The 24,653-nt window shown below is 41.0% G+C and carries 22 protein-coding genes, 1 rRNA gene and 1 other RNA gene; 8 read left to right on the forward strand and 16 right to left on the reverse strand.

What is annotated here, in order from left to right; genetic code table 11:
• From yidD to LEP1GSC185_RS02185, 7 genes are all read right to left on the reverse strand, one after another.
• The gene (gene yidD, locus LEP1GSC185_RS19645; protein WP_008590187.1) at positions 1–228 is read right to left on the reverse strand and encodes a membrane protein insertion efficiency factor YidD; all 228 of its coding nucleotides are present in this window, start codon (positions 226–228) and stop codon (positions 1–3) included.
• Entirely contained in the window at positions 225–545 is a 321-nt protein-coding gene (gene rnpA, locus LEP1GSC185_RS19650) for a ribonuclease P protein component (RefSeq protein ID WP_081467337.1), read from the reverse strand. Before rnpA ends, yidD begins: the two co-directional genes overlap by 4 nt.
• Positions 546–554: 9 nt before the next feature.
• Entirely contained in the window at positions 555–716 is a 162-nt protein-coding gene (gene rpmH / locus LEP1GSC185_RS02165; protein ID WP_008589899.1) for a 50S ribosomal protein L34, read from the reverse strand.
• Positions 717–861: 145 nt separating this feature from the next.
• A 5S ribosomal RNA gene (gene rrf, locus LEP1GSC185_RS02170) occupies positions 862–978 on the reverse strand.
• A gap of 57 nt (positions 979–1,035) precedes the next feature.
• Entirely contained in the window at positions 1,036–1,869 is an 834-nt protein-coding gene (locus LEP1GSC185_RS02175; RefSeq protein ID WP_008590650.1) for an Fpg/Nei family DNA glycosylase, read from the reverse strand.
• Between the two features lie 9 nt (positions 1,870–1,878).
• Positions 1,879–4,218, reverse strand: a complete 2,340-nt coding sequence (locus LEP1GSC185_RS02180; RefSeq protein ID WP_008590535.1) for a hypothetical protein — start codon at positions 4,216–4,218, stop codon at positions 1,879–1,881.
• A gap of 131 nt (positions 4,219–4,349) precedes the next feature.
• On the reverse strand, positions 4,350–5,606 hold the full coding sequence (locus tag LEP1GSC185_RS02185) for a pyridoxal phosphate-dependent aminotransferase (protein WP_008591400.1): 1,257 nt from the start codon (positions 5,604–5,606) through the stop codon (positions 4,350–4,352).
• 100 nt (positions 5,607–5,706) lie between these two features.
• Between LEP1GSC185_RS02185 and LEP1GSC185_RS02190 the strand changes: the two genes are divergently transcribed.
• The 4 genes from LEP1GSC185_RS02190 to LEP1GSC185_RS02205 all read left to right on the forward strand — a co-directional run bounded on the left by LEP1GSC185_RS02190 (position 5,707) and on the right by LEP1GSC185_RS02205 (position 9,985).
• Complete coding sequence (locus LEP1GSC185_RS02190) at positions 5,707–7,650, forward strand: adenylate/guanylate cyclase domain-containing protein (RefSeq protein ID WP_008590135.1); 1,944 nt, start codon at positions 5,707–5,709, stop codon at positions 7,648–7,650.
• A 59-nt stretch (positions 7,651–7,709) separates the two neighbouring features.
• Positions 7,710–8,084 (forward strand): transmembrane 220 family protein, encoded by a 375-nt coding sequence (locus tag LEP1GSC185_RS02195; RefSeq protein WP_008590951.1) that lies wholly within the window; start codon positions 7,710–7,712, stop codon positions 8,082–8,084.
• A gap of 10 nt (positions 8,085–8,094) precedes the next feature.
• On the forward strand, positions 8,095–8,979 hold the full coding sequence (locus tag LEP1GSC185_RS02200; RefSeq protein WP_008589859.1) for a patatin-like phospholipase family protein: 885 nt from the start codon (positions 8,095–8,097) through the stop codon (positions 8,977–8,979).
• Positions 8,980–9,043: 64 nt separating this feature from the next.
• Positions 9,044–9,985, forward strand: a complete 942-nt coding sequence (locus LEP1GSC185_RS02205; protein ID WP_008590912.1) for an alpha/beta hydrolase — start codon at positions 9,044–9,046, stop codon at positions 9,983–9,985.
• 96 nt (positions 9,986–10,081) lie between these two features.
• On the opposite strand, the gene ssrA is transcribed toward LEP1GSC185_RS02205, so the two are convergent.
• Positions 10,082–10,428, reverse strand: a transfer-messenger RNA (tmRNA) gene (ssrA, locus tag LEP1GSC185_RS19655).
• Positions 10,429–10,606: 178 nt separating this feature from the next.
• Here ssrA and LEP1GSC185_RS02210 point away from each other — a divergent pair.
• Positions 10,607–11,353, forward strand: coding sequence for an MBL fold metallo-hydrolase (locus LEP1GSC185_RS02210; protein WP_232298410.1), 747 nt, complete (start codon positions 10,607–10,609; stop codon positions 11,351–11,353).
• A gap of 59 nt (positions 11,354–11,412) precedes the next feature.
• Here LEP1GSC185_RS02210 and LEP1GSC185_RS02215 read toward each other — a convergent pair whose 3' ends face one another.
• The 5 genes from LEP1GSC185_RS02215 to LEP1GSC185_RS02235 form a co-directional block, all read right to left on the reverse strand.
• A complete protein-coding gene (locus LEP1GSC185_RS02215; RefSeq protein ID WP_008596175.1) occupies positions 11,413–13,470 on the reverse strand; it encodes an AMP-dependent synthetase/ligase in 2,058 nt (685 codons plus the stop codon).
• A 199-nt stretch (positions 13,471–13,669) separates the two neighbouring features.
• On the reverse strand, positions 13,670–13,957 hold the full coding sequence (locus tag LEP1GSC185_RS02220; RefSeq protein ID WP_008591336.1) for a hypothetical protein: 288 nt from the start codon (positions 13,955–13,957) through the stop codon (positions 13,670–13,672).
• Between the two features lie 81 nt (positions 13,958–14,038).
• Positions 14,039–14,698, reverse strand: a complete 660-nt coding sequence (gene aat / locus LEP1GSC185_RS02225) for a leucyl/phenylalanyl-tRNA--protein transferase (RefSeq protein WP_024863967.1) — start codon at positions 14,696–14,698, stop codon at positions 14,039–14,041.
• Between the two features lie 33 nt (positions 14,699–14,731).
• Positions 14,732–15,268 (reverse strand): RNA 2',3'-cyclic phosphodiesterase, encoded by a 537-nt coding sequence (gene thpR / locus LEP1GSC185_RS02230; protein ID WP_008589481.1) that lies wholly within the window; start codon positions 15,266–15,268, stop codon positions 14,732–14,734.
• A complete protein-coding gene (locus LEP1GSC185_RS02235) occupies positions 15,265–17,076 on the reverse strand; it encodes a bifunctional chorismate-binding protein/class IV aminotransferase (RefSeq protein WP_008591281.1) in 1,812 nt (603 codons plus the stop codon). The genes thpR and LEP1GSC185_RS02235 overlap by 4 nt, the downstream gene beginning before the upstream one ends.
• On the opposite strand from LEP1GSC185_RS02235, the gene LEP1GSC185_RS02240 reads away from it, so the two are divergent.
• Positions 17,076–19,277: a histidine kinase dimerization/phosphoacceptor domain -containing protein gene (locus tag LEP1GSC185_RS02240; RefSeq protein WP_008590133.1), complete on the forward strand. Its 2,202-nt coding sequence runs from the start codon at positions 17,076–17,078 to the stop codon at positions 19,275–19,277. The genes LEP1GSC185_RS02235 and LEP1GSC185_RS02240 overlap by 1 nt on opposite strands.
• A gap of 45 nt (positions 19,278–19,322) precedes the next feature.
• Positions 19,323–19,949, forward strand: a complete 627-nt coding sequence (locus LEP1GSC185_RS02245; RefSeq protein WP_008589625.1) for a TetR/AcrR family transcriptional regulator — start codon at positions 19,323–19,325, stop codon at positions 19,947–19,949.
• Between the two features lie 9 nt (positions 19,950–19,958).
• Here LEP1GSC185_RS02245 and LEP1GSC185_RS02250 read toward each other — a convergent pair whose 3' ends face one another.
• Entirely contained in the window at positions 19,959–20,888 is a 930-nt protein-coding gene (locus LEP1GSC185_RS02250; protein WP_024863968.1) for an alpha/beta fold hydrolase, read from the reverse strand.
• A 164-nt stretch (positions 20,889–21,052) separates the two neighbouring features.
• On the opposite strand from LEP1GSC185_RS02250, the gene LEP1GSC185_RS02255 reads away from it, so the two are divergent.
• On the forward strand, positions 21,053–21,946 hold the full coding sequence (locus tag LEP1GSC185_RS02255) for a hypothetical protein (protein ID WP_008589474.1): 894 nt from the start codon (positions 21,053–21,055) through the stop codon (positions 21,944–21,946).
• Positions 21,947–21,991: 45 nt separating this feature from the next.
• On the opposite strand, the gene LEP1GSC185_RS02260 is transcribed toward LEP1GSC185_RS02255, so the two are convergent.
• Both LEP1GSC185_RS02260 and prfA read right to left on the reverse strand, forming a co-directional pair.
• A complete protein-coding gene (locus tag LEP1GSC185_RS02260) occupies positions 21,992–23,494 on the reverse strand; it encodes an aminotransferase class I/II-fold pyridoxal phosphate-dependent enzyme (protein WP_008591563.1) in 1,503 nt (500 codons plus the stop codon).
• A 77-nt stretch (positions 23,495–23,571) separates the two neighbouring features.
• Positions 23,572–24,636, reverse strand: coding sequence for a peptide chain release factor 1 (gene prfA, locus LEP1GSC185_RS02265; protein ID WP_008589594.1), 1,065 nt, complete (start codon positions 24,634–24,636; stop codon positions 23,572–23,574).
• Between the last annotated feature and the right edge of the window lie 17 nt (positions 24,637–24,653).

Below are 24,653 nucleotides of genomic sequence, written 5' to 3' on the forward strand. Positions count from 1 at the left end.
CTAATTCCTTCTAGGGTTGGGTGGTAAAGGGTCTTCGCCAGCGGCGAATAGTGGATTACATTTTAAAATTCGTTTAGTGCTTAGATAAGTCGCCGACAAGAAATCATATTCTTGGAAAGCCTGCATTGCATATTCAGAACAGCTAGGATGAAATCTGCAGGAAGGCGGAAGAATAGGTGAGATCCAACGCTTATATAATCGGATCAGAAAGACGGCTAGTCGGTTCATTTTAATCTACGAGCTAATTGACCCAAACAAGCCAGAAGTTCGGTGTGATCTTTTTCGAATAGGCTCGGTTTCGCAAGTATCGCGATATCGAAACCCTTTGGAAAAAAGCCGACCGTTTCAGCCACGGCGGCTCTTAATCTCCTCCGTATCCGGTTTCTGCGAACGGCCTTTCCGACCGAACGTTCAGGGCAGTATAAAAACCTGTTTTGTTCCAGGCCGTTTCCCCGATAAATCACCGTGAGAGGAGGATTGGTTACCCGTTTTCCGGAAGCGAAAAGCTCCCGGATATCCTTCTTAGATGTAAGTGTCTCTTCTATATGGGTTCGTTAGAATTTTTTACCAGTTCTTTCGTCAGAAACGGTTAACTTGTAACGGCCTTTAGCTCTTCTGCGGGAAAGGACTTTTCTTCCGCCGGTGGTCGCCATTCTGGCGCGGAATCCGTGGGTACGGGCACGTTTAATCCGGCTGGGTTGGTATGTTCTTCTCATATGGTTCCCTGTATCTCTACTAAGATTGCGTTTTATAAGACCCTGTATCGGTCTTACCGGTTACCATTTTTGCCGGAGAACCAAGGGTCAATCCGTTTCTTTTTACGGATCTTTACTATTAACTATAATGGAATAAATAATGGCAACCCGGCAACGTCCTACTCTCCCACACAGCGAACCATGCAGTACCATCAGCGATGAGAGGCTTAACTTCCGTGTTCGGGATGGGAACGGGTGTGACCCTCTCTCTATAATCACCGAGAATCTAAGGACAGTTTGAAAAATTCGCTTGTACTGTCAAGCATGATTTATTTTTGGTTCAGAGAGTTTTATTCCAATCTATAAACTGTTCTCCCGGCACCCTTTGGCAATTCGGGCAGAAGAAGGAATCATGACCCAAAACATTGGCCCGGCGGATCGTGGTTCCACAGCGGGGACACGGTTCATTCTTGCGATTTCGAACCTTTACATGGTCTCGGACCTTAAAATCCAAAGGAGCCTGTTTCTTACGAATATAATCTATGGAATCATTTAAGACGGATTTGATGCTCTGATAGAGTTGGATCTTCTCTTCTTCCGAAAGTTTGTTACAGGGAGTTTTAGGATGGATCTTGGAATCGAAAAGAATTTCATCCGCATACGCATTTCCGATAGCGCTGAGCTTTGTCTGATCCATTAGAAAAACCCGAGTTTGCTGGCGATTCTTCTCCATTCTTTTTAAGAATTCTTCTTGGGTAAATTTTTCCGAAAGAAGGTCCACTCCTTGGTCGGAGAACTTCGGGATTTGAGAGAAATATTCAGGTTCCGTAAAATAGACCTTTCCCATATGAACATCGTCTGCATAGTTCAGGATCTTGTTTTGGAATTTGATCCGAACTGCGAGATCCTTCTTTTTGTATTTTGGATCCAAAGAGAAGCGGCCCGCAAGCATCGGATGGATGACTATATTTCTGGGACCGAATTTAAAATTTAGAAAAGGTCCAACCCTTTCCAAACTTTCAAATGTAGAACCAATAAACGAAGTCTCCGATTTACCTCCGCTAAGGTGACGAACTACAAGAGGGTCTAAGATTTCTATCTCTTGGATGATCTCTCCTGGAAGCTCTTTTAAAAGACGTTCTTGAATGACTACCAGATCCGGAAGTTCGGGCATAATAAGTCCCTATTTCTTTTTACGGCTAGGAAGGTATTTGTAATATTCTACTTCGATCGTATTAATTAAGAAAGTATAATATTTAACGAGTTTTTTATCGTATTTTTTCTTTTGGGCCTCGTTTCTTAAAAACTCCGAAATTTGATCTCGGATCAAAGGGGCCTTTAAGTCGGAATGACTTAGTATGATCGTACTTGGCATTCCAACCGGAACAATTTCATCCGGTATTGCAATCGTAGCGGAATTTTGCAGAAGTGCGTATTCGACCGTTGATGCTACTTTATCATCGTCGGATTCGGTCCTAAGATGCGCCACTGATTGCCGTATATTATCTATATTGTCCCAGATCTTTTTACGAAGAGATTTTGAATCGTGGATCTTGTCCTGTATCTTAGTAAATCTGTTCGGAAACACGAATCGTTCCGCACCTTTTGCAATCAAACTGACTTTCTTTTCTTTAGGGCTTTCTGCCTTTCCAAAATGTTCGTCTGCGTCGTCATCGTCTCCGCTCGGATAATAATCGCTAACTGTAGAAATTCCGGAATAGCTAGCTGCAAATCCACCGCCACCTGAAGATTTAGGAACTCCACCGGGACCAATATCCGATTTTTCTCTATCCCTAAAAAAGACCGCAAGTAAACCGCCGATCACAAGCGCTACAGGAAGTCCCACTAGGATCACACCTGCTGCATTAAAGTGAACGCTCGCAATTAAGAAGAAGAGCATTGTTCCTACAAAGCCCAAAAGTCCCATAGAAAGATTTACCTTTTTAGCAAGGGCTTCACTTTTTTGACGATCCTCTACCTCTCTTTCCATTAAGGCAGCATCTTGTTGCAGTTTTATAACGTAATCCGCTTTGAGCATGGAATTGAGCCCAGGATTTTTAGAACTGAGTAAAGAAGCATGGATTTCTTTTGCTATGGTAAGTTCTTTTTCTGCAGCGGGACTAACTTTTGCATCGGCAGTTAGCTTATGTAAAACCGCAGCCATATATCCGGGATCGACTACATAAACTTCGGTAGTTCCGTCTTCTCTTTTGGTTTCTTTTAAACCGAATTTAGTTTTGAGATCTGCAATGATCTCGTTCGTATATTTGGATACAAGTTCAGGATCGGCGATGCCCACTGCATCTAAACGTTTTTCAGGTACAAATCTATATAGGGTAAGATTATTTTGAGAATGGTCCTTGACTTGGATATTCAGACGATTCTTCAAACTTTTGAATGCGCCTTCTATTTTTCTCTCGCCCAAGAGCGCTTTTTCTTGGATCAACTTTCGAATCACTCGAATGGATTGTTGGCAAGTCTCCCCTACTCTTTTTCCTAGATCGTCTTTTTCCTTATCGAAAGGAAAATCTTCTACAAGCTGGATGAGCGCTTCCACTTTCTCGCTATTTTGTTTTTTGCCAGGCTCGGGGTTTCCGTGTAAAGTTTCAAAATCTTGGATACGAGCACGGAATAAATTGTATCCTGCTCTCTCGGAAAGTTGTTTGAGATAAGTAAGAGCGAATACTTCGAGAGCGTCACTTTGCGCTCTGTAATGTGCGATCACTTCCGGTTGGTTTACATAGGTTCCATCAGGGTTCAGTTGCAAATCATCCAAGATCAGATGATAATCCGGAAGGATCTCTACTACCGCGCCTTTATTCTTTGCATAGTTTGCAAAGTCAGCGAGGAAATCATTCATCGGAATATAACTATAAGGTTGGAAACCTCTCCTAAGAAGACTCGCCATCTCGGATTGTAAAGATGCAAGTTTAGGATATAACCAGATCTGTCCGCTTTTATTTTTATGAAGAAGCATCGCTCCCGGACGATCTTCTTCCAAAGCTCTCGGCTTCTTTGCTCTGTTGTTTAAGATAAGATCGATTGTTTCTTCCGAAAAAGAAAAACATGCCTTTCTGTAAGGAGTAACGTCAGTCTTAGCTTCCTTTTGGGGGGAAGCGATCGAGATCCGAGCCAAAACTTTATTTCCATTTCGAACCAAAAACGGATAGATCAAAGCGGATTTGTTTCTTCCCTTTTTTTCTAGATCCATCAATTGGCGAAGAGCCATATCAACGGAAGGAGGAGACTTTGCTTGTTCGCTTAAGTTCCTATATTTATTCAGAAGTTCCCCTAGTTTATCCAGGGTAAGAAGATAAGATGGATGAACACTTTTAGAGCCGTGTTTTTCGGTCTTTTTATGCCAGTCGCGAAGTTCATCCAAGATACAACGAGCAGTGGCGGAAAGTCCTACAGCCCCGTCGTTTAAGAAGATATAATCAGGTGCCAGGGCCTCCAGATCGGGGGCCTTGTTTTGATTGGAAGCTAGCTCCTCGAAGGATATTTCCTGCTCCAAGGTTTCCATGTTTTGCACCGTATCTGAACAACAATCCGAGTTGGGAAATTTTCTATCGTTTCCTTCCGACCAGGATCTCCAAAAGAAAGAGAGAATGAAACAATTTTATTCTACTCTAGATCAGCTGAAATTAGATCGAATCAATCCATATAAGTACTTAGAATTTCGCCTATTTTTCGGATTCCTTCTTGGATTTCCGAATCTTCTCTGGCAAAACTCATACGAATAGAATCCTCACCGTAATTATCTCCGCTTTTAGTAACCGGATAGAAATATTTGCCCGGTACGATAATGACCCCTTTTTCTTTCAATAAGGGATAAAGTTCGGAAATTTTTTTGCGAAGTCCTGCAAATTGGATCCAAAGAAAGAAGGCTCCTTCACTTTCGTGGATCTTATAATTCAATTTGCCCTTCCATTCTTTTCGGATAGAAGAAATTGCGAGTTCCCTTTTTTTGAGGTAATACGGTTTTACTATGTCTCTAGAAAGCCTAAGCCATTCTCCGGATCTTACGAATTCCAAAGCTATGTATTGGCCAAGATTTCCTCCCGCTAAGTTCAGAACTGCATTCGCTTTATTTAATGCTTTTATAATTTCAGGATCTCCTAAGACGAAACCTGTCCTGACACCCGGCAGACCTATTTTAGAAAAACTGAAACTTTGGATCATTCCCTCGGAATGAAATAGTTTCTCATCCGAAAAAACGATCCCCGGAAAGGGAAATCCATATGCGTTATCCAATAGGAACGGGATCCTTTTACTTTTCGCAAACTTAAGGATTCGTTCCAATTCATCTTTTTTTGCGACTCTTCCAGTCGGATTTGTGGGTCGGGACAAGACCACACATCCAAGATCTTCTTTTAAATTATCAAAAGAAGAAGGGTCCAATTCGTAACGAAATCCGTCTTCTGAGGTAGCAACTTCTTTGCCTAAAGAATACGAAAATGAATCAGGTTCTATCGGTTGATCCAAGTAACCTATGTATTCAGGCATAACGGGTAAGAATATTTTTTTGAAACTGCCGTCTTCGAATCTTCCGGAATAAAAGTTCAATAAAAGATAAAACGCATTTTGGGAACCGTTAGTGATCGCGATCTGGTTCTTGGAGATCGAAGTTCCGGTTTCGGAGCTTAATAGGGAAGCAAGTATTTCTAAAGTTTCCTCTTTGCCTGTGGGAGTTTCATACTTGCCTAAAATAGAATTCCAAGCCCCTGACTCGGAGAATCGGCTAAGGATCTTTCTCCATACTTCTTCCACCTCAGGGATCAAGGCAGGGCTCCCACCTCCCAACATGGAAACCCCGGGAGAAAGATTGCCTAGGTCCTCCATCAATTGGCCGATCCCTGTTTGGTTACGGAATTTGGCTCCGAATTTGGAAAAAATGAAATCTTCACCCATAAGGTTATTCCACTTTTCTTTTTGCAAAACTGCCGAAAAGATAATCTAAGAGAGGAAGGAATTTTTTTCTATTCCCCGAACAACCTCTCTGGAGAGACCGATGAATACGATCGATTCCATCGATGATACCGATATGTTGGATCCGAACACCTTGGACCTTCAGACCTACTTGGAAAAATTTCCATGGGAGGAAAAATGGACCTCTCTAGGAGATCCGATTGAAAAGCTTTGGAAATTCGATTTGGAAGTTTCTCCGGAAGAAGTATGGCCTTGGCTCATAGATACTTCTTCTTTTAATAAAAGGATAGATATTCCTGAAATGAAATTTCAGGAGATCAACGGACGGCTTTTCGGAAAGTCTAAAAATGCAGGGATCCCTCTGGAATGGGAAGAAGTTCCCTGGGAGTGGGAATACTGCAAACAACTTAATAATGCACGCATCTATTCCAAAGGATTCGCTCACTACGTTAGAGTTAGATATCTTGTTTATCCATTAGGAGAAGGTTCTACAAGACTATTCGTATACTTCGGCTGGATACCTAAAGGCTGGTTTGGAAAAACTCTTCTAAAGTTCGGAATGGTCCAACTTGAAAAAGCATACGCCAAAGGATTAAAAGGCGTAGTAGAAGACGTAATTAAAACTAGATCTTATAGTTGGTTAGGGCCAAGCGCTTTAAGTATAATCAAAGAATCCAAATCGGAAAAGAATCCTGTATTTCCGGCAAGAATGCAACAGATACGAGTCGGTTATATCCGAGAAGGTCAACCTAGAGAATTGGTTGATAAGGTTCTAAATTATATTTTAGACGCGGACGAATCGGATCTTTACCGGATCAGGATCAAATCATTATCCAAAGCTTGGAAAGTCCCCGAAAAAGAACTTCTACTCGTATTTTTACACGGGTGCAGACTAGGATTATTTACTATGAGCTGGGATGTGGTATGCCCACATTGCAGAGGAGTCAGAACAGAAGCGCAACATTTAGGGGATCTTCCTACGAGAGATACCTGCGAAGTTTGCGAGATACAATTCGAAGCGAATCAGTTAAATTCTATCGAGATCACTTTTCATGTGCATCCTTCTATCCGAGAAGTGCAAAAGAGAATGTTTTGTGCTGCGGAACCCGCAACCAAAAACCATATAAGGTTCCAGAAATATTTAGAGCCCGGAAAAACATATAATTCTAAACTTCTGCTTTCTCCGGGAGTTTATCGCCTAAGAGTAAACGGAGAAAAAAATTACTCCCTATTAGAGATTAAAGAAGAAGTTCCAAATGAAACCTTGATTTGGAAAACGGACGAGACCCCGGAGCAAATCGAAATTGCTAACCATCCTAAACTTATCTTGGAAAATCGTTCTTCCTCCGTAAAAGGTTTCGTGATCGAAGAGAGAAAGGAAGATCAAGATTGTCTCCGACCTACGGACTTATTCAATTTCCAGGACTTTCGAGATCTATTCTCCCAAGAAGCTCTTTCTACCGATCTACAATTAGATATCGGAATGCAGACTATCCTATTCACGGATATCGTCGGCTCTACAAAATTCTATTACAACAAAGGGGACTCAGGCGCATTCTCCGAAGTTAGATATCATTTCGTCGAAGTTTATAAAGTAGTGAGAGAATTCCAAGGTGCAGTTGTCAAAACGATAGGAGATGCAGTGATGGCGGCCTTCCCTTCTCCCAGTGCGGCGGTAGAAGCTTCCGTCCGACTCCAAGAATTTTTCTCCGAAGAGAATACCGAAACTCCGATCCGGATTCGTATCAGCTTACATACAGGCCCTTGTTTAGCGGTGAACCTGAATAGCAATATAGATTATTTCGGGAATACGGTGAATTTTGCGGCTAAGTTGCAAGCTATCGCTGACGGAGGAGAAATTGTATTCTCCGAAGTAGTGTTCAGGGATAAGGAACTGCGCCAATTGATGACTGAAAAAAATTGGAAAGTAAAAAGAGTGAAATTCATCCAGAGCTGGATCAATGAAGAGACCCAGGCTTATAAATTGGTGTTTAACGGCTTACCTTCTATGGAAGATACGAAATAAAAACCGATTTGCCGGAATCTGAGCGATCCAAGATAATACCCGAAGCAAAAGGCAAAAATATGATCTTTAAAATAGTTTCTTTTCTTTTAGCCGCCTATTTCATTTTTGCGGGCGCAGTCCAGTACAATGATCCTGACCCGCTGCACTGGATGTTATTGTATTTTACTTCTTCTTTAGCGTGTATACTTGCAGCACTCGATAAGGACAAACTTCCTTTATTATATGCGATCATCGGTATGGCAGGCATTGAGATCGCAGCTACGATTGATGGGTTCTTTGATTGGTTGAGAACTGGGAACGAAAACCTGATCACTGCAAAGATGAGCGACGAAAAACCTTATATAGAACTCGGAAGAGAATTTTTAGGAGCGCTGATCAGTCTTGTAGTAATTCTCTGGCTCTGGTATAGAAAAGCTCTTAAAAATTCTAAGTAGCCGATTGCCCATGTCATCTCTCCCGAAATTCACCAAAAAGAAAAATGGAAAAGCTCTGATCATAGAAGGCGGAGGAATGAGAGGTTCATTCGCAGGCGGAGTTCTTTCTTCAATGGCCCCTAAGCATCCGCCTAACAAATTTGACCTGATTGTTGCAGTTTCTTCAGGTTCTTGTTCTTCTGCATATTATGTTACGGAACCGAACCCTTCTTCGGAAGATATTGAAAGAGCGCTGGATATTTGGAGAAAAGAATTAGCAGGAAGTCATCTCATTTCCTTTTGGAATCTTTTTAGAGGAAAAAGGATATTAGATCAAGATTATCTAATTGATCATATTTTCCAAGAAAAAGTACCAATAAAAGCTGAAGTCCTTAAACAAAAAAAGACAGTGCCGTTCTATATTGTGGTCAGCAATTTCAGAACATTACAACCCGAGTATATAAGAGCTACTTATCAAAATCTTTTTCCACTATTAAGAGCCGCAACCTCTCTACCGATTGCAACCAAAGGATATGGCCTATTGGAAAACTCGAAATATACGGACGGTGGAGTCTTAGATCCTATTCCGGTCGAAGCAGTGTTATCTGCGGGTTATAAAGATATTACCGTCATTCTTACAAAGCCGTTAGATTTTAGATTAACTCCCTCGAGTCCTTTATTGGGAAGTTTGGCATTTCCTAAATTTCCTGAAATGGGAAAAGCTTTTATAGAACAACGATATCGTCGTTATAACCGAGCAATGGAAATACTAAACGATCCACCTAAAGGAATCCGGTTTGAAATTATTGCTCCTGAAAAAACGCTTCCTGCCGGAAGAATGACTACAAACGCAAACCTACTCACCGAAAACGTCCGCTTAGGGATCGAATTTGGAAAAAAGGTATTTCCTAAGTAAAAATCCTAGCAAACTGTCCAATTTCCAAAACTTCATTTGATTTAAAAATAGCAAAAGAGGTTTTATGAAACGTATCCTATTATGGTCCCTTTTGGCCGTCCTCCTGGCGATCCCGGTCTTTATAAGCTTTGGGATCTGGTCCGCAAGCAACCAGTTACTATTTCCTGTTTGGAGAGATAACCGCGACTTCTCCGCATGTAATCCGGAAACCGAAAACCATTGGGGACCTTCTTGTGGAAATTTAAGAAACTCTAATGAGTTCAAATTCGAAGAACTCAAGATACCTTCCTCAAACGGATTCGATCTTCCTACTTGGAAAATCAGCTCTCTCCAAAATGGAAAAGGTAAATCAAAAGGTGCGATCTTTTTAGTGCACGGAGGTGGAAGCGATAAAAGAGAAATGACAAAACATATCCGCTTCTTTTTGAAAAGAGGGTTAGATGTTTTCAGTTTCGATTTCGGTTGTCATGGGGAGGCTAGTTGTGAGGTCCCAGGTCTAAGTTACGGTTATAGGGAGTCTAAAGATGTATTGTCCATGTATCGCTATCTTGCAAAAGAATATGATCGGATCTATGCGCTGGGAAGTTCCGTGGGAGCTTCTTCTATTCTGATCTCAGTGCCCGAGATGCAAAAACTTTCAGCGGTTATCGTTGAAAATCCAATGTATAATTTTGAAAGATTGATCTTAGAATTTCCCGGTACAGAGAAAGACATTCCGGCTTTGTTTTCTCATCTTCTGATCAAACTCGCTCAATTTAGAGGGAAGTTTGAAACTATTCCAAGCCCGGCGAGTTCTTTAAAGAAGGTTAGCTCAGTGCCAATCTTTTTCATCCATAGCAAAGAAGACCAGGTTGTCCCTTTCCGGCAAAGCCAAGACTTGGCGGAAATTTACAAAGGTCCAAAAATGATTTGGTTTCCAGAAAAAGGAGAACATGGCGGAGTTTGGAATATAAATCCGAATGAGTACGAGAAAAGGTTGAGCGCCTTTTTGGATAGTGCGCAATAAATCTTTGAAGGGATGACATCAAAGCAAAGCGGCGATATCGTCGCTTTTACGGCCTCGCTTTGAACCCCTCGGGTTTTTATTTTAGTTAAAAGATTACATTGGAGACGCCGGGGTTCGAACCCGGGTCCTATTGTGCCTCAATGGGGCCTCTACATGTTTGTCTTATGTTTTAAATCTCGAAAGGCCTTAGCCCACAAGCAGGCGTGTCCTTCCTATTCGATCCAAATACTCTTTAAATCGTGAACCGAAAACCGATTTAAAAAGTCTCCCGTTTGAGTCAGAAGAAAAGCCACCGGGAGAGTAAGCTATTCATCCGAAGCAGAGATTAAGCTGCTAGTGCTAATTCGTTGTTAGCGTTTATGGTTTTGAAGGTTTTTAAGAGGTCCCTCACCCCTACATGCCACCACATCTAAACTACAACAGTCGAAACCTAATTCGTCCCCGTAGATTTAATTGTTAGACTAAAAATCCGTTGAGCTAGTCAAGAAATCAAGAAAAAGTAGATCAGTTGGAGCTTCTATTTTGAAAATTTTCATTCTACTGGCCTCGGTTTTATTACTCTGTTGTGGAACTTATTCTTCCCCAAAAATCAAAAATCCGAGTCCCAAAATTCAAGGCTCCTTGTCTTCTACCGAATTACAGGATGGATTGTATGCGATCCTAGTTGGAACATCTTTCTATCAAAATCGACTCACAAATTCGGATAAACAGGATGGAGAATCCGAGATCACATTTTTATTTTACCTAATAAAATCAGATAAACGTTATATTTTGATCGATACCGGAACTTCTACCAATTCGACTACCGAATTCACAATTTACAATTGGATCTCCCCTGATAAAATTTTAAGATCCGTAGGGATCCAACCGGGAATGATCGGAGAGATCATTCTCACTCATTTTCATTCGGATCATTCCGGAGGGATCGGACTTTTTCCAAACGCAAAAATTTATGTTACTCAAGAAGACTGGAATTCGCTTAAAAAGACAAATCGATCAATAAGCCAAAAGTTATCCGCCAAAGAAAGGTCGGGAAAGATCCAATTCCTAACTTCGAGCATAGAAGTTTTTAAGAATTTTCGGATCTTATTAACTAGAGGACATACACAAGGCTCAATGGCGGTAGAATGGTTAATATCCCAGAGTAAAAAATTCCTGATCACGGGAGATGAATGTTATTGGATAGAATATTGCGAGCAAGGCCACGGACTTCCTTCGGAGAGCACATTCTCCCTTTCTAACAATAAAGAATTTTTGGATTATGTGTCCGTTCTATCTTCAAACGGAACCAAAATTTTGACCATGCATGATCCCGCTATTTTATCTTTAGGCAAAGAGATATTTCCTAGAATTTACAAACTAGATTAAAAAAAATCCCCCGGCTTAAACCGAGGGATTTTTTAAAACACCGATTAGAATCTAAGGTCTTATTTATAGACTTTATCGATTCTTTTTTGGTATTTTTCAGTGATCACGTGCCTTTTCATTTTGAGTAGGTTAGTCAATTCATCACCTATTTCAAAAGGTTTTTGAGCGATTACTACGTGTTGGATCAATTCAAAAGACTTGAATCCGTGTTTAGTACTATTGTATTCTCTGATCTCTTTCTTAAAGAATTCGATCACTTTAGGATTATCGATCAGATCCTTAATGTCCTTAGCTTGGATACCGTTCTGCGCTAACCAAGGTTGTAGAACTTCTAGATCCGGAACGATAATCGCTCCCAGGACTTTCTGATCCTGACCGAATACCATAGATTGTTTGATATAAGGAGATTCGTCCATGCGGTTTTCTATCGGAACCGGTTCAACGTTCTCTCCACCCAACAATACGACGGTTTCTTTCGCTCTTCCTGTAAGAGTTAGAGTATGCTTGAAGTTGATGAAACCGATATCTCCGGTGTTCAACCATCCGTCTACAATGGTCTTCTTAGTGACTTCAGGATTTTTGTAATATCCTTTCATTACCTGAGGCCCTTTGATATGAACGATCCCTTTTACTCCTAGCTTGCCCGCAAGAAGTTGTCTTTGATCGTTGATATGGGTCAGAACGTTTCCGTGATCGTCTCTCAACTGAAGTTCCGTTTTAGGAACGATATAACCTACGGAACCGATAATCGGATGATCATAATGACGGACCGAGATCACAGGAGCACTTTCAGTCATTCCGTAACCTTCTAATACCAGAAGTCCGATATCGTTGAAGAAGTTATCAACGTGGCGTTGCAAAGCCCCACCACCGGATAATGTGCCTCTCAAACGTCCACCGGTTGCTTGGCGGATCTTGGAAAGAACGATCGTGTCCAAAGTCTTGAAGTTAAAGATAAGCCCTAAAATCGCGATAGTAAGTAGGACCGGAGCTAAAAATGCCAACTCAGGTTTATACATCTTGATATAAGAATATCCCACTGCACTGATCAAAGAAACCGTAAACGGCCCAAACAGTACCACCTGTCCGATTGCTTTAATCCCAAGAGCCAGAGATTTGAAGATGCTGCGGTTTTCGTAATCCACTTCTTTTCCGGTTAAAAAACGGATCCCTGCATTGTAATTCTTAGAGAACAAATACGCAGTATTGAATAGAAACTTACGAACTGGAGGAGTCTGCTTCGGATCGTTGATTTTGTTGTAGATCCCAGTATAGATACTTTCCCACACCCTTGGAGCGGAAGCCATGAAAGAAGGCCTAGCTTTTGCCAGGTCGTTTCTTAGATCCGCAACCTTGGTATAGAAAGTGGAAATCCCGAGAGAGATCGCAGAATATTCCACTACTCTTTCGAAGATATGCCATACAGGTAGAATTGACAACATACTATCGTCGTCACGAAGAAGAGATTTTTTCAAGATCAAAGGAACAACATATTCCATTTGGTGGACCATGTTGGAGTGCATGAGCATAACACCTTTTGGCATTCCTGTTGTTCCGGAGGTGTAAATTAGAGTGAATAGATCATCGGGTTTAATACCTTCGATCCTTTTTTCAGTCTTGTGTCCACCCTTAGCTCTCAACTCCTTTCCCGTTGCGATCAGATCATAAAGATGCAAAACGCCTTTCGCTTTTGTTTTGCTGTCCTTATCCATAATGATGACGGTTTCCACGCCTTTCAGTTTGGCTTTGTTCTTAATGAACTTCTCGTACATCTTATCGTTTTCCAAGAATACTACGGAAGCTTCGGAGTGAGTTAAGATATATTCCATCTCGGAATCGGTTACGTCGGTTCCTCTAGGAACGTTTGCACAACCGGAGAGTAGAACTCCCGCATCCACGATGATCCATTCCAAACGGTTATCCGCTAACACTCCGATATGTTCGCGGGCCTTCACACCTAAATCTATTAAAGCCTCAGACAATGAGAGACCTAAATCTACTAATTGTTTAAAGCTGGTCGATTGATATTCTTTATTTTCATCTTTCGACCAAAACGCCGGTCTGTCCCCGTAAGACTCAGCGGCCTTAAGGTACATGTCTGCTAAATTCTTGTACATTGGAGTTATTTCCTTTGAAGAAAGGGTATATTACGCTTATAGCAATAAAGCGCGTTTACGTTAATGTGAGAAGACGACCCGTCAACTAAATTTTAGAAGAACTCAGCGCGTAGGTGCAGTGCAAAATTAAAGAAGAGAAGAGTGTGGAAGAGAAAACTCCGCTCGAAAGGACCTCGAACGGAGTAAGAAAGGAAAAATATTACTGTTGTTCTTCGCCAGCGCCTTCTTCTGCAGGAGCAGGAGTAGAGTCGGACTTAGTTCCTTCTTCTTTTCCTTTTTTGGAATCTTTCTTATGCTTCTTGTGGTGTTTTTTCTTAGCTTTTTTCTTCTTAGCTTTCTTTTCTTTTTTCTCAGCTTTAGAAGCACCAGCATCTTCAGTCTTTGCAGGAGCATCGCCGGTAGTCTCTTGTGCGCTTACTCCGGTGAAACCGAAAAGAGCGATTGCAGACACGAGAAGGGTAACAAGAATTTTTTTGAATAGGTTCATTATGATCTTCCTATAGAAACTTTGGTTTGTGTCGTAATTTTATTATTATGCGAGGCAAATCAAATCCATTTTACATAAAAATCAGATTTCATCCACAGGTGGGACCCATTTGTTCGGGACTGCTACAGCAAGTGACAGCCGGTCCAGAAATTTATCTTTTGGGATCTCATACGCTCCCAGGTTCAAAGTGACCGGATTCATCTGTTGGGTATCGAATAATGTGAAGCCATCCTTCTTCAACGCTTCAAATAGAAAGTAGAGCCCGATCTTCCCGAAATCAGGTAAAAAGGAGAACATAGACTCTCCGGCAAAAAATTTACCGATTGCCACACCATATACTCCTCCGCCTAACCTTCCTTCTTCGTCCCAGACCTCAATGCTATGGGCATAACCTTCCTTATGAAAGTTGGTAAAACCTTGGAGAAAATTCTCTGTTATCCAAGTTTGCTCTTCCGTTCGGAAGGCGCAGCAACGCATAACTTGTTCGAATGCACGATTAAAAGTGACCGTGAACTTTTTTTGACGGATGCGTCGATGGACCCTGGAACTAATATGAAGAACATTTAGGTCAAATATAGCCCTCGGGTCCAAAGAAAACCAAAGTAAAGGCCTATCAGCCCAGGGAAAAATCCCGCGAGTATACGCATATAAAAGGCGATCCGCTTTTAAATCTCCGCCGATACCTACAACCTCTTCTACAGAATGTCTAGGATCTGCAAAAAAATCGGAAAAATCCCGGATTGGAGAATACTGATTTTGTCTGGGGTTTTCCATTTATTCCAAGATAAGAGGATATGATTCTTCGACCGAGTATATCTGACCGTTCGCTCCGCTGCGACTAGAAAATAGATGGAATTCCGACACAGGAACTATGTCCGTTTGGAATTCGGAGAATTCATTCAAATAAACATCCAAACGTTTTTCAGGAGTTCTTTTGAATCTTCCTATGGTTATATGGGGCCGATACTCCCTTTTATCAATGGAGAAACCTTCTCTTCTGAGAGTGGATTCTAAAACTTTTTGGAGCCTTTTTAGTTCTTCCGAAACTAGCACATTTGCATATAGAATTTCAGGAAATTTATTACCGAAGAAGCCAACACCTTTGATCTCCAATGAGAAACTTTTTTCAGAAACATGGCTGCAGATCTCGGAAACCTTTTCTATCTCTTCCGGTTTTAATTCCCCCAGGAAGACCAAAGTAGTATGAAAATTTTCGGGAGAGACCCAGCGGATCTCTTCCAATCCAAAACAGATTTTTTCCAGATCCGATTTTATAGGATCCGGAAGAGTGAGTCCTAAAAAACTTCTCATTCGAAATCCACTCCGGAAACTCTTCTGACACCTCGAAGAGAATTTACCAAAATGATCTTAGAAGCAAGACTCAGATCTTGTTTTGAAATTTTCGTTTCCTTAACTTTTAATCTTCGGACCCATTGTTTTCGAGCGACACCGGGCAATAGTCCCTCTTCCAAAGAAGGTGTAATCCATTCTTTATTTAGAAACAGAAAGATAGAATAAATGGAGCCCTCCGTCAGATAACCGTCCGTATTCGTATAAATCTGATCCAGATAACCTTTGGAAATTGCCAATTCATATCCTTCCGAAAAAATTTCCCGAATATTTGTCTTATGATAAAAGAACCGATTTTTTCTATCGATAGAAGTTCCACTCAAGAGAATCTTTCCCTCTTTGGGACCTGAATGAAATTCGGAAACTTCAGATCGGAATTCTCCGCTACGCAAAAGAATAATTTTCACTCTATATTTTTTGTCAGATGTAATTTTTCCTTCTGCTTCACGAATTACGGATTCCCATTCTTCTTCTTTCCAAACAAACCCTAACTCTTTTGAGGACATTCTCATTCTTTCTTTATGATCTTTTAAAAAATAGATTTTTCTCCTCTTACAGATCATTGTTGTAAATAGGTGAAAATTCTCTTTTGTATCGCTCAAAAATTTTGCTTTGGACCAACATTCTTCCCATTCCGCATTCGGATCTGAACCGATCGTAATTCCGGAACCTACTCCCATCCTTCCTTTTTTTTGCCCGGACGGATCTTGTAAAAACTCAAGAGTCCGGATCGCGATGGAAGAAATTTCTTTCTGGGGAGAAAGATAAAATATTCCGCCGGTATAAACTCCTCTCTTTTTTTCCAAACTATGGATGATCTCCGAGGATCTTTTTTTAGGGGCCCCGGTGATAGAACCCCCGGGGAATAAAGCCTCTAAAATATCCGTCCATTTTGTCCCAGAAGAAAGTTCGGAATTCACCTCGCTAGTCATTTGAAATACAGTTGGATATTCTTCGATGGAGAAAAGTTTTGAAACTCCTACTGAGCCGGGCAAAGAAATTCTTCCCAAATCGTTGCGGAGAAGATCAGTGATCATCAAATTTTCGGCCCTATCTTTTTCCGAAACGGAAAGTTCTAACTTCAATTTTTGATCTTCCGCAGGATCATTTCCTCTGGGTCTAGTTCCTTTCATCGGAACCGTCCTGATCAGATCCGATTTCCTTTCCCAAAATAGTTCCGGAGAGAAGGAAAGAATATCTCTCTGCATCGGGATGGAATCTCCGGTATGGATCCAAGCTTCGTATGGGACCGGTTGTTTTTTTCTGAGATCAAAGAACAATCTTGCGAGTGAACCTTCTAGTTCAATTTCCAAAGGAAATGTAAAATTGACCTGGTAGATGTCTCCTTCGTAGAGAAAGTTCCGGATCTTATAAAAATTTTCTTCGTATTCTTTAAAATCTATCCCTGATTTGATTTTCGCAGAATAACCTTTATCCTTAAATTTAGATTCCCAATCCGAAATTTCAGCCGGGCCCAAGATTTTTCGCCCGGAAAAAATCCCGAACCAAAAGAGAGGATCTTCCGAAACTTCTTCCATATTGTCAGGGTTTAAAAATAAATCTCCGGCTTCGTAGGAGATCCAACCTGCGGCGTGAAATCCTTGTGAGACCTTGTTTTGAATTTCTGAGAGGAATTTTTTTGCTTCGCTTCGTCGATTAGTAGTAAGAATCTCATTCGGCTCCGTTAGAACTAGACATCCCTCTGCAGAGAAACCTTCTCCTAAATAAATAAAGGGTTTCCTGGAGTTTTGAAAAAGATCGGAAATCATTGGAAAAGGTCTCAGGACCTTATTCTCAGTTGCTTCCGAATCCTAAAAGCGAAATGAATAAGATCCTAAGATTAATGTTATCTAGATCTCTCAAATTTTTCCGAACCCCTGCGAAATTCCTTTTAGTGGCCTTTGTTTATTTTCTGTTGGGAAAATTCGGAGAGTCCTTTGGGACTTTTTCGGATTACGCATCTCCCATTTGGCCGGCATCCGGATGGGGACTTGTCACTCCTTTATTATTCGGAAGGATTTCGTACTTCGGGATCTTTACAGGTTCCTTTTTATACAACTGCCAACTCCGACACGCAGATCTTCCGGGACAAGATCTAAGTATTTATTTCGGGGCTGCAATGCTTATCGCCTGCGGAAGCACTTTGCAATCTTTTACGGGCGCTTATTTATACAAAAAGTTTATCCCTGAATTAGATCTTACCAAGAACACTACCTTCGTTCTCAGATTTCTTTGGATAGAAACATTAGTTTGTATCATTGCAGCAACAATCGCATGTTCCGGACTTCTATTCTTAGGGATCTTGGACTTAAAGGCATTTTTTTCTACTTGGATCATTTGGTGGATAGGGGATTCTTTAGGAGTATTCGTATATTTTCCGTTTTTCTTAAGTTGGTTAGGACCGGGAGTTGCGAGATTCCAGGTACATTCTTGGAAAGAAAGTTTGGGGCTAGTTTCCTTCTTAATTTTACTAGGAGGAGGTATCTTTTACTTCTTTAGCATCAACGAAATACCTGCATATTTCCCGCTTTCCTATCTACTGATCGCAGTCATTTCACTAGTCTCTCTCAGATTTGGAGGAAAAGAATCCTCACTAGTGCTTATAATCGTTTCCATTATTGCAATTTTAGGGACCGCACAAGGTCACTCATATAATTTCCCAGCTTCCAAGGAAGTTTCCCTTCTTCTTTTGCAAAGTTTTCTTTCTGCGATCTCAATCGCTTCTCTTCTAGCTTTATCCGTAGTGAAGGAAAGAATGGATGCACAAGCCGAGATATATCTTTCCCATAAAAGATTGGAAGATCTGGTTACGGAAAGGACGCAGGAGCTAGATCGTTCTTACCGTTTCTTAGGAGCAAGCGAAGCAATATACAAGGGTTTATTCGAGAATGTTCCTATCGCAATTTTAGAATGTGATTACTCTGAAGTAAGAAGAATGTTGGGCGAATTGCCTAAGATGTCCAGAAAGGAATTCTCCAAATTCCTAAGAACTAATCCTAAATTCGTTTCCGAGTGTTATGAAACCGTAAGCGTGATAGACGCAAACAAAGAATCGGTCAGATTATTCGAAGCAAGCTCAAAGGAAGAAGTTCTATTTCTCGCCAGGAACTTTTTTCGAAAAGGAAACGAACAGTATTTTAAAAAGCTTCTGACCCGAATACATTTCGGAGCAAGAATACTTCATACCGAAGTTACATTATCCACCTGCAATGGAAAACGATTCGAGGCATCCATTCGTTGGTCCTTGGCACCTGAATTCGAAGAAACATTCTCTTCTACGATCATAACTGTCACAGAGATCACCGATAAAAAACAAGCGGAGAGGCAGTTAAAATCTTCCTTAAAAGAAAAGGAAGTAATGCTAAAAGAGATCCATCACAGAGTAAAAAATAATCTTCAAGTAATTTCCAGCTTATTCAATCTTCAGTCGGAATACGAAAGCGATCCTAAGATCCATGAGGCATTTACTGAAAGCCAAAATCGGATCCAGACCATGGCGTTAATCCATGATGAGCTATACCAATCCAACGATTTGGGAAATGTAGAATTTTCAGTTTATTCCAAAAGACTTGCAGAGAAGATCAGATCCGCTTATAAGATCGGAGCGGAAACAAGAGTGGATGTGATATCAAATCCTATTAATTTAGAGATCAGCATTGCAATTCCACTCGGACTCGCATTGAACGAACTACTCACGAATTCTTTCAAATACGCATTCCCGAATCATTATTCTCCTTCCGAAGAAAGACCAAAGATCCAAGTCAGACTGCAAAAAAAGGAGAAGGTAGTAATTTTAGAAGTTTCAGACAACGGGATCGGTTTGCCCAACGAGTTAAACCCAATCGCAACTCACACATTCGGACTCACTTTAGTTCAAGTTCTAACCAAACAATTGAAAGGAAAATTGGATTTTTCCAGCGTTAAAGACCGGGGGGCCAGCTTCCAAATCCGTTTTGAACTTCCAAATTAGGAAAATTCCTTGCGAACCAGTTCTCCAAATCGGAGTAAGTAGAACATGAGAACAAAGCCTCCTAGTCCGATCGCCAACAGAGCGGAAGCAAGAAGAGAACAGATCTTGGAAGCAGCATTGGATGTATTCTCCGAAAAAGGATACCACGAGGCGGGGATCGCAGACATAGCCGGAAAATTAAACATAGGTCATGGGACCTGTTATCGTTATTTTAAGAATAAATTAGATATCCTACATGCTTTGGTGGATCGTATACTTCTAGGATTATTAGAAGTAGTCCGTAAAGAAAGTCCTGAAAAATCAAATACGATAGAAGAATACAGAAACCAGATAAAGAATATCGGTTTGGAACTATTTCAACTTTTCAGCAAAGACCCAAGACAAGCAAAGATCGTTTTTTTCGAAGCAATGGCCTTGGACGAAACTGTAAAAAGAAAAGTGCAATTGGGAATAGATAAAAGCGCAAGGCTTACAGAGTTGTATCTAAAGAACGGTGTAAAAAAAGGATTTTTAAGAAAAGAATTAGATACTCGTATAGCATCTCAGGCGGTAAATGCTATGATGTTCGAAGGGATACGGATAAACCTTTCTTCCAAGGTGGACTCCAAATTTGCGAAACGTTGGTTGGATGAAATGCCCACCCTTATGTTAGAAGGAATGGGCAAACGTTAAATTTACTTTTTATAATGTAAGGAATTGTACCAGATCTTTTGCAGTCAGTTCCGGAATTTCTTCCATAGGAATATGGCCCGCACCTTCGTAAGTGATGAACTTGGATTTCTGAATATCCTTAGTCCAGTTCTGCGCATATTCTAATTTCAGCCAATGATCTTCTTTTCCCCACATGATTAATGTAGGAGTTTTTACCGACTTGATCTCCTCTGAAATTTTCGGATCGGTAAACTTCTCCCGCGCAGTCCTGAAAAAATAATTATAAGCCTGTCTGTTTCCCTCTCTCCTGGAAAGATCTACATATCTTGTTTTGATCTCAAGTGTGATCTTAGAAGGATCTCCATAGACCTCATCCACACTTTTTTCTACCATAAAACTTGGGAGCATATGGCGTGCAAACGGACTTACTATCGGGTTACTTCCCAAAGCGATCATAGGAGGCATGGGCTGTGCATACCCGGCCGCATCTATCAATACCAACTTTTGGACTTTATTAGGATATTTTAATGCATAATTCCAGGAGATATATCCACCCATAGAATTTCCGACCAAATAAAAAGAATCCACTTTTAGATATTCCAGAAATCGATTTAGGACTTCTACGCCTTCTTCCAAATTTAACTTTTCTAGATCTTCCGGAGGTCCGGTCAAACCGTGGCCTGGAAGATCTAGACGGATAACCCTATAACGAGATTTTAGTAATCCCGCCCAAGCATCCCAAGTATGTAAAGAAGAGCATACCCCATGCAATAGTATAATTACTGGACCTTGGCCTTCATCCCTGTAATGGATATTTAGATCCCCGATCGGAGCGAACTTTGACTCCGAGTTTGCATACTTCGCCTTTAAATCCTCTAATGAATCGGAACCGATCCCTAAAAATCTACAATCAAGTAGAACGATGAGAAGTAACATTAAGCTTATTGTTGTTCTTTTCATAATTTCCCTGTTTAATGAATTCCCATCCAATCGGAATGACAGATCCGTCATTTCAGCCCCAAAGTAAAACATGTTTTTCTTTGAAATTTTTCAGTTTGCCCTATTGACAAAAACTGAATGATATGTCATTCTTATATCCAATCAAGGTGAGGAGTTACAATCCAATGGTTCAAGTGGATGTTTTTTGGGCTTACGGCCTGGGAGCCGGTTATGCAATGGCCGCAGCTCGCCAAATTAAAAAATTGCAGGCAGGAGAAACCACTGCAGGTTCTCTACCTTCTGTCAAAAAGGAAGAGAAGAAGCTTCCATTTTGGAAGAATACCTACTTCATCTCCAACCTTCTTTATTTAGGTTTATTATTCGCACCTTCCGGTCTGTATCTGGTTTGGCAGTTTACAAGTTGGGAAACAATGCATGCTGGGGGCAAGTCAATGCCAGGTTGGCTTGTGGCTCTATTCGGTTTAACGAATATTTCCCAAGGAATTTTAGGCTTCTGGGTTGTGTGGAAATTATTAGAAGCCGGAAAAAATTTCTTAGCGTATCTGCAAGTTCCTGCAGGTTACTTCGGAATGTTCTTCATCCTAGTTCATGGATGGGATGGAACGGGTTATAAAAGATTTTTCTCAGAGTCGGTGGAGCAATTTCAAACCTGGACTTGGGCAACAGCAATCAACTGGTTAACCTCTGATGTTGCGATCACCCTATACGTAATGGGAGTGATCTTAATTCCGATCCTGATCGTTTCACTTTTGAAAATCGAAAAAGAAGGTTGGGAATTAGGTGGTTCCGGAGAATTTTCCGTCAAAAAATCTACTTCCGGTCTTGCTTCTACGATTGCGTTCTTAGGGACAGTTTTTGTAGGCGCATTGGGATTTGCGATTATCTCCAGTGTGATTATTCATCAACTGGGTTGGATACTCGGAGCAACCGTTTCCGTTTTAGTGATTTATGTTTTAGGAATTTCTAAATTTGGATTATTCCCGATCTTATATAAAAGCGTTTTACAATCCGAATCTGAAACCGGCGGTAAACTACAAAGCGTTCGTTCTGCTGCCTAAGAAGCGCCTTCTTTAGAACCGTTCAAATTTTTCGCTCTGGAGGGTTTAATCCCCCAGAGCTTTTTTGTATTCTTCGATTAGAAGATCCGGATTTTCTCTTCCGATAGAAATTCTGATCAAACTTGGATCCAGTCCAACTTCTTTCAAAAATCCTCTGCCTGATTCTGTGGAAACTAACTCATAATGGGCGAGATACATGTACAACATATTCAGTGTGAATTCCGTCCCGAAACTAGGTCCTTTTAACAATCTTAAAGAATTGTAAAATGGTTCCAATGGAACTCCAGGCTCGATCGTGATCACTCCGCAATGAAGATCTTTATTTCTTGCGATCTTAGAAAAATTCCCGTGATTTTCTTCGGAGCCGCTCCAATGAACCGCCTTGATCTTTGGATGATTCGAGAAGAAGTTTGCGAGTATCGCAGCGTTCCTTCCTATCTCTTTGACTCTTTCAACATAACCTTCTAACTCGAAGGACATACGTTCACAATCCCTGATATAAGGAGTTTCCAAAAACTCGGGAGTATCCTTCTTTAATATTTCAAAATATGGAGAAGAAGGGTTCAAAAACAATGCACCCATCATCACATCTGCGTGTCCGGACGCAAACTTGGTCAAACTTTCCACGATCACGTCCGCATAAGGAGAAAGATCCACAACTGCGGAGCCCGCCACGGAGATATCTGCTATTAATGGGATTCCGTATTTTTCTAAAAGTTTTTTGAGTTCGGGGTAATCGGGGACTTGGATGAGAGGATTTGTAGGAGATTCCGTAAGGATTGCGGCAACTCTATGGCCTTCTTTAGAAAGGAATTCTTCTAGTTCTTTTAAGTCGACCACATCGTGGAATATATGAGAACCTCTAGAATATTTTTCTAATATTCTAATATTATCAACGTACAACCATCCGAGCCTAAGCCAGATATCTTTTCCTTCTTTCGCACGGACTTTATCTAAGGTCCTAAAAGCAGCATAGACTGCGTTCATTCCGGAAGTTGCCAGATAAACTTGCAGGTTTTTACCCGGATACAAAGCGGATAACGATCCTTCTACACTTTGATAAGGTTTTTCTTTTCTGGATTCTTCTTGATAAACTGAATCTATAAGTCCTTTCTTGAATAAGTAATCTTCTGCTTTGCGGGAAGATAATAAACAGCCCGTATGTTGGATGAAAGATAATATTTTGGATTCGTTTTCTTTATGAGGAGGAATCGTTAAGGTGATGATCCCTTCGTCTTCAATGATTCTTGCTCCTTCTATTCCAAAAAAGGAAACAATATGATCGGCAGCTTTACGAGAGTTTACGATAAACTGAGGGCCGTCGACTCCCTTAGTCTCTCTGTTATGATCTAGGATTTTTTCTACATAAGCATGGGCAACAAAACGAGGATATCCCGCTTTTAATCTGGATAGAGTTTCCGTTCTTTTTTCTTCGTAACCTATTACGTCCGCGACTTCCGGAAGGCTCATAGAAACCGCATGTATATTTTCGAATGGTATTCTTTCCCCGCAGATCCTTCGATGCGGTTCTTCTATCTCTAGTATCATATTCTGATTACCATCGCAAAATTATAGGCGGAAACATCAACTTTATTCGGCTGTACGAACGAAAGTCTAAAACGATTCTAATTTGTTTGTGAGTTTGCGAGACGTTTGACTCTGTCTTCTTCCGTTAAGGCGTTAATCAAATCGTCCAGATCTCCTTCCATTATAGCAGAAAGATTATGACTAGTGAATCCGATCCTATGGTCTGTACATCTTCCTTGCGGAAAATTATAAGTTCGTATTCTTTCGGATCTATCTCCAGAACCGACCATCTGTTTTTTGAGAGCATCAGCCGCGGCCTTCTTTTCTTCTGCCTGCTTTTCTAATATCCTGGCGCTCAAGATCCTCATCGCTTTCGCTTTGTTTTTGTGTTGGGATTTTTCATCCTGACAAGCAACTGCGATCCCGGTCGGAATATGAGTAATCCGAACCGCAGAGTCTGTGGTGTTAACGTGCTGACCGCCGGATCCGGATGAACGATACACATCCACTCTCAGATCATTTTCGTTAATATTGATCTCCGATTCTTCCGCTTCAGGTAAAACGGCAACAGTCACAGCGCTTGTGTGAATCCTTCCTCCGGATTCCGTTGCAGGAATTCTTTGCACTCTATGAGTTCCCGCTTCGAATTTAAAAAGATCATAGGCCCTATCGTTTTCCATCGCGAAGATGATCTCTTTTAATCCGCCTATCCCGGTTGGAGAAGAATCTATGATCTCATGACGGATACCGTGTTTGTCCGCATACTTGGTGTACATTCTAAACAGGTCGGAAACGAATAGTCCTGCTTCTTCTCCACCGGTCCCTGCTCTTATCTCGAGCAGTATATTTTTGCCGGAATTAGGATCTGGAGGAAGAAGTAGGATCTCCAACTCCTTTTCCAAACTTTCTATCCTTTCTTCCGCTTCTTTGCGCTCTTCTTCGTACATAGAGCGCATATCCCCGTCTTTTTCGGTTTTTAAAAGTTCTTCGGCATCTTTTTTGTTCTGAATTAACTTTTGGTATTCGGTAATTTTATCGAATAAGGGCGTGAGTCGGGAACGTTCCTTATAAAGTCGTTTTAAATCATCCGGATTGGACGCAGTCGTGAGTTCGTCCGATATTTTGAGGTATTTTTGTTGTATTTTTTCTAGTCTGTCTAACATAGAAACCGTATCCCATT

The sequence above is a fragment of the Leptospira licerasiae serovar Varillal str. VAR 010 genome (assembly GCF_000244755.1).
Classification (GTDB): Bacteria; Spirochaetota; Leptospiria; order Leptospirales; family Leptospiraceae; genus Leptospira_B; species Leptospira_B licerasiae.

What these genes read in the sequence shown, in the direction of transcription:
- yidD (WP_008590187.1), bottom strand. Translation starts at nt 228, where the DNA reads ATGAACCGACTAGCCGTCTTTCTGATCCGATTATATAAGCGTTGGATC.
- rpmH (WP_008589899.1), bottom strand. Translation starts at nt 716, where the DNA reads ATGAGAAGAACATACCAACCCAGCCGGATTAAACGTGCCCGTACCCAC.
- LEP1GSC185_RS02175 (WP_008590650.1), bottom strand. Translation starts at nt 1,869, where the DNA reads ATGCCCGAACTTCCGGATCTGGTAGTCATTCAAGAACGTCTTTTAAAA.
- LEP1GSC185_RS02180 (WP_008590535.1), bottom strand. Translation starts at nt 4,218, where the DNA reads ATGGAAACCTTGGAGCAGGAAATATCCTTCGAGGAGCTAGCTTCCAAT.
- LEP1GSC185_RS02185 (WP_008591400.1), bottom strand. Translation starts at nt 5,606, where the DNA reads ATGGGTGAAGATTTCATTTTTTCCAAATTCGGAGCCAAATTCCGTAAC.
- LEP1GSC185_RS02190 (WP_008590135.1), top strand. Translation starts at nt 5,707, where the DNA reads ATGAATACGATCGATTCCATCGATGATACCGATATGTTGGATCCGAAC.
- LEP1GSC185_RS02195 (WP_008590951.1), top strand. Translation starts at nt 7,710, where the DNA reads ATGATCTTTAAAATAGTTTCTTTTCTTTTAGCCGCCTATTTCATTTTT.
- LEP1GSC185_RS02200 (WP_008589859.1), top strand. Translation starts at nt 8,095, where the DNA reads ATGTCATCTCTCCCGAAATTCACCAAAAAGAAAAATGGAAAAGCTCTG.
- LEP1GSC185_RS02205 (WP_008590912.1), top strand. Translation starts at nt 9,044, where the DNA reads ATGAAACGTATCCTATTATGGTCCCTTTTGGCCGTCCTCCTGGCGATC.
- LEP1GSC185_RS02215 (WP_008596175.1), bottom strand. Translation starts at nt 13,470, where the DNA reads ATGTACAAGAATTTAGCAGACATGTACCTTAAGGCCGCTGAGTCTTAC.
- LEP1GSC185_RS02220 (WP_008591336.1), bottom strand. Translation starts at nt 13,957, where the DNA reads ATGAACCTATTCAAAAAAATTCTTGTTACCCTTCTCGTGTCTGCAATC.
- thpR (WP_008589481.1), bottom strand. Translation starts at nt 15,268, where the DNA reads ATGAGAAGTTTTTTAGGACTCACTCTTCCGGATCCTATAAAATCGGAT.
- LEP1GSC185_RS02235 (WP_008591281.1), bottom strand. Translation starts at nt 17,076, where the DNA reads ATGATTTCCGATCTTTTTCAAAACTCCAGGAAACCCTTTATTTATTTA.
- LEP1GSC185_RS02245 (WP_008589625.1), top strand. Translation starts at nt 19,323, where the DNA reads ATGAGAACAAAGCCTCCTAGTCCGATCGCCAACAGAGCGGAAGCAAGA.
- LEP1GSC185_RS02250 (WP_024863968.1), bottom strand. Translation starts at nt 20,888, where the DNA reads ATGAAAAGAACAACAATAAGCTTAATGTTACTTCTCATCGTTCTACTT.
- LEP1GSC185_RS02255 (WP_008589474.1), top strand. Translation starts at nt 21,053, where the DNA reads ATGGTTCAAGTGGATGTTTTTTGGGCTTACGGCCTGGGAGCCGGTTAT.
- LEP1GSC185_RS02260 (WP_008591563.1), bottom strand. Translation starts at nt 23,494, where the DNA reads ATGATACTAGAGATAGAAGAACCGCATCGAAGGATCTGCGGGGAAAGA.
- prfA (WP_008589594.1), bottom strand. Translation starts at nt 24,636, where the DNA reads ATGTTAGACAGACTAGAAAAAATACAACAAAAATACCTCAAAATATCG.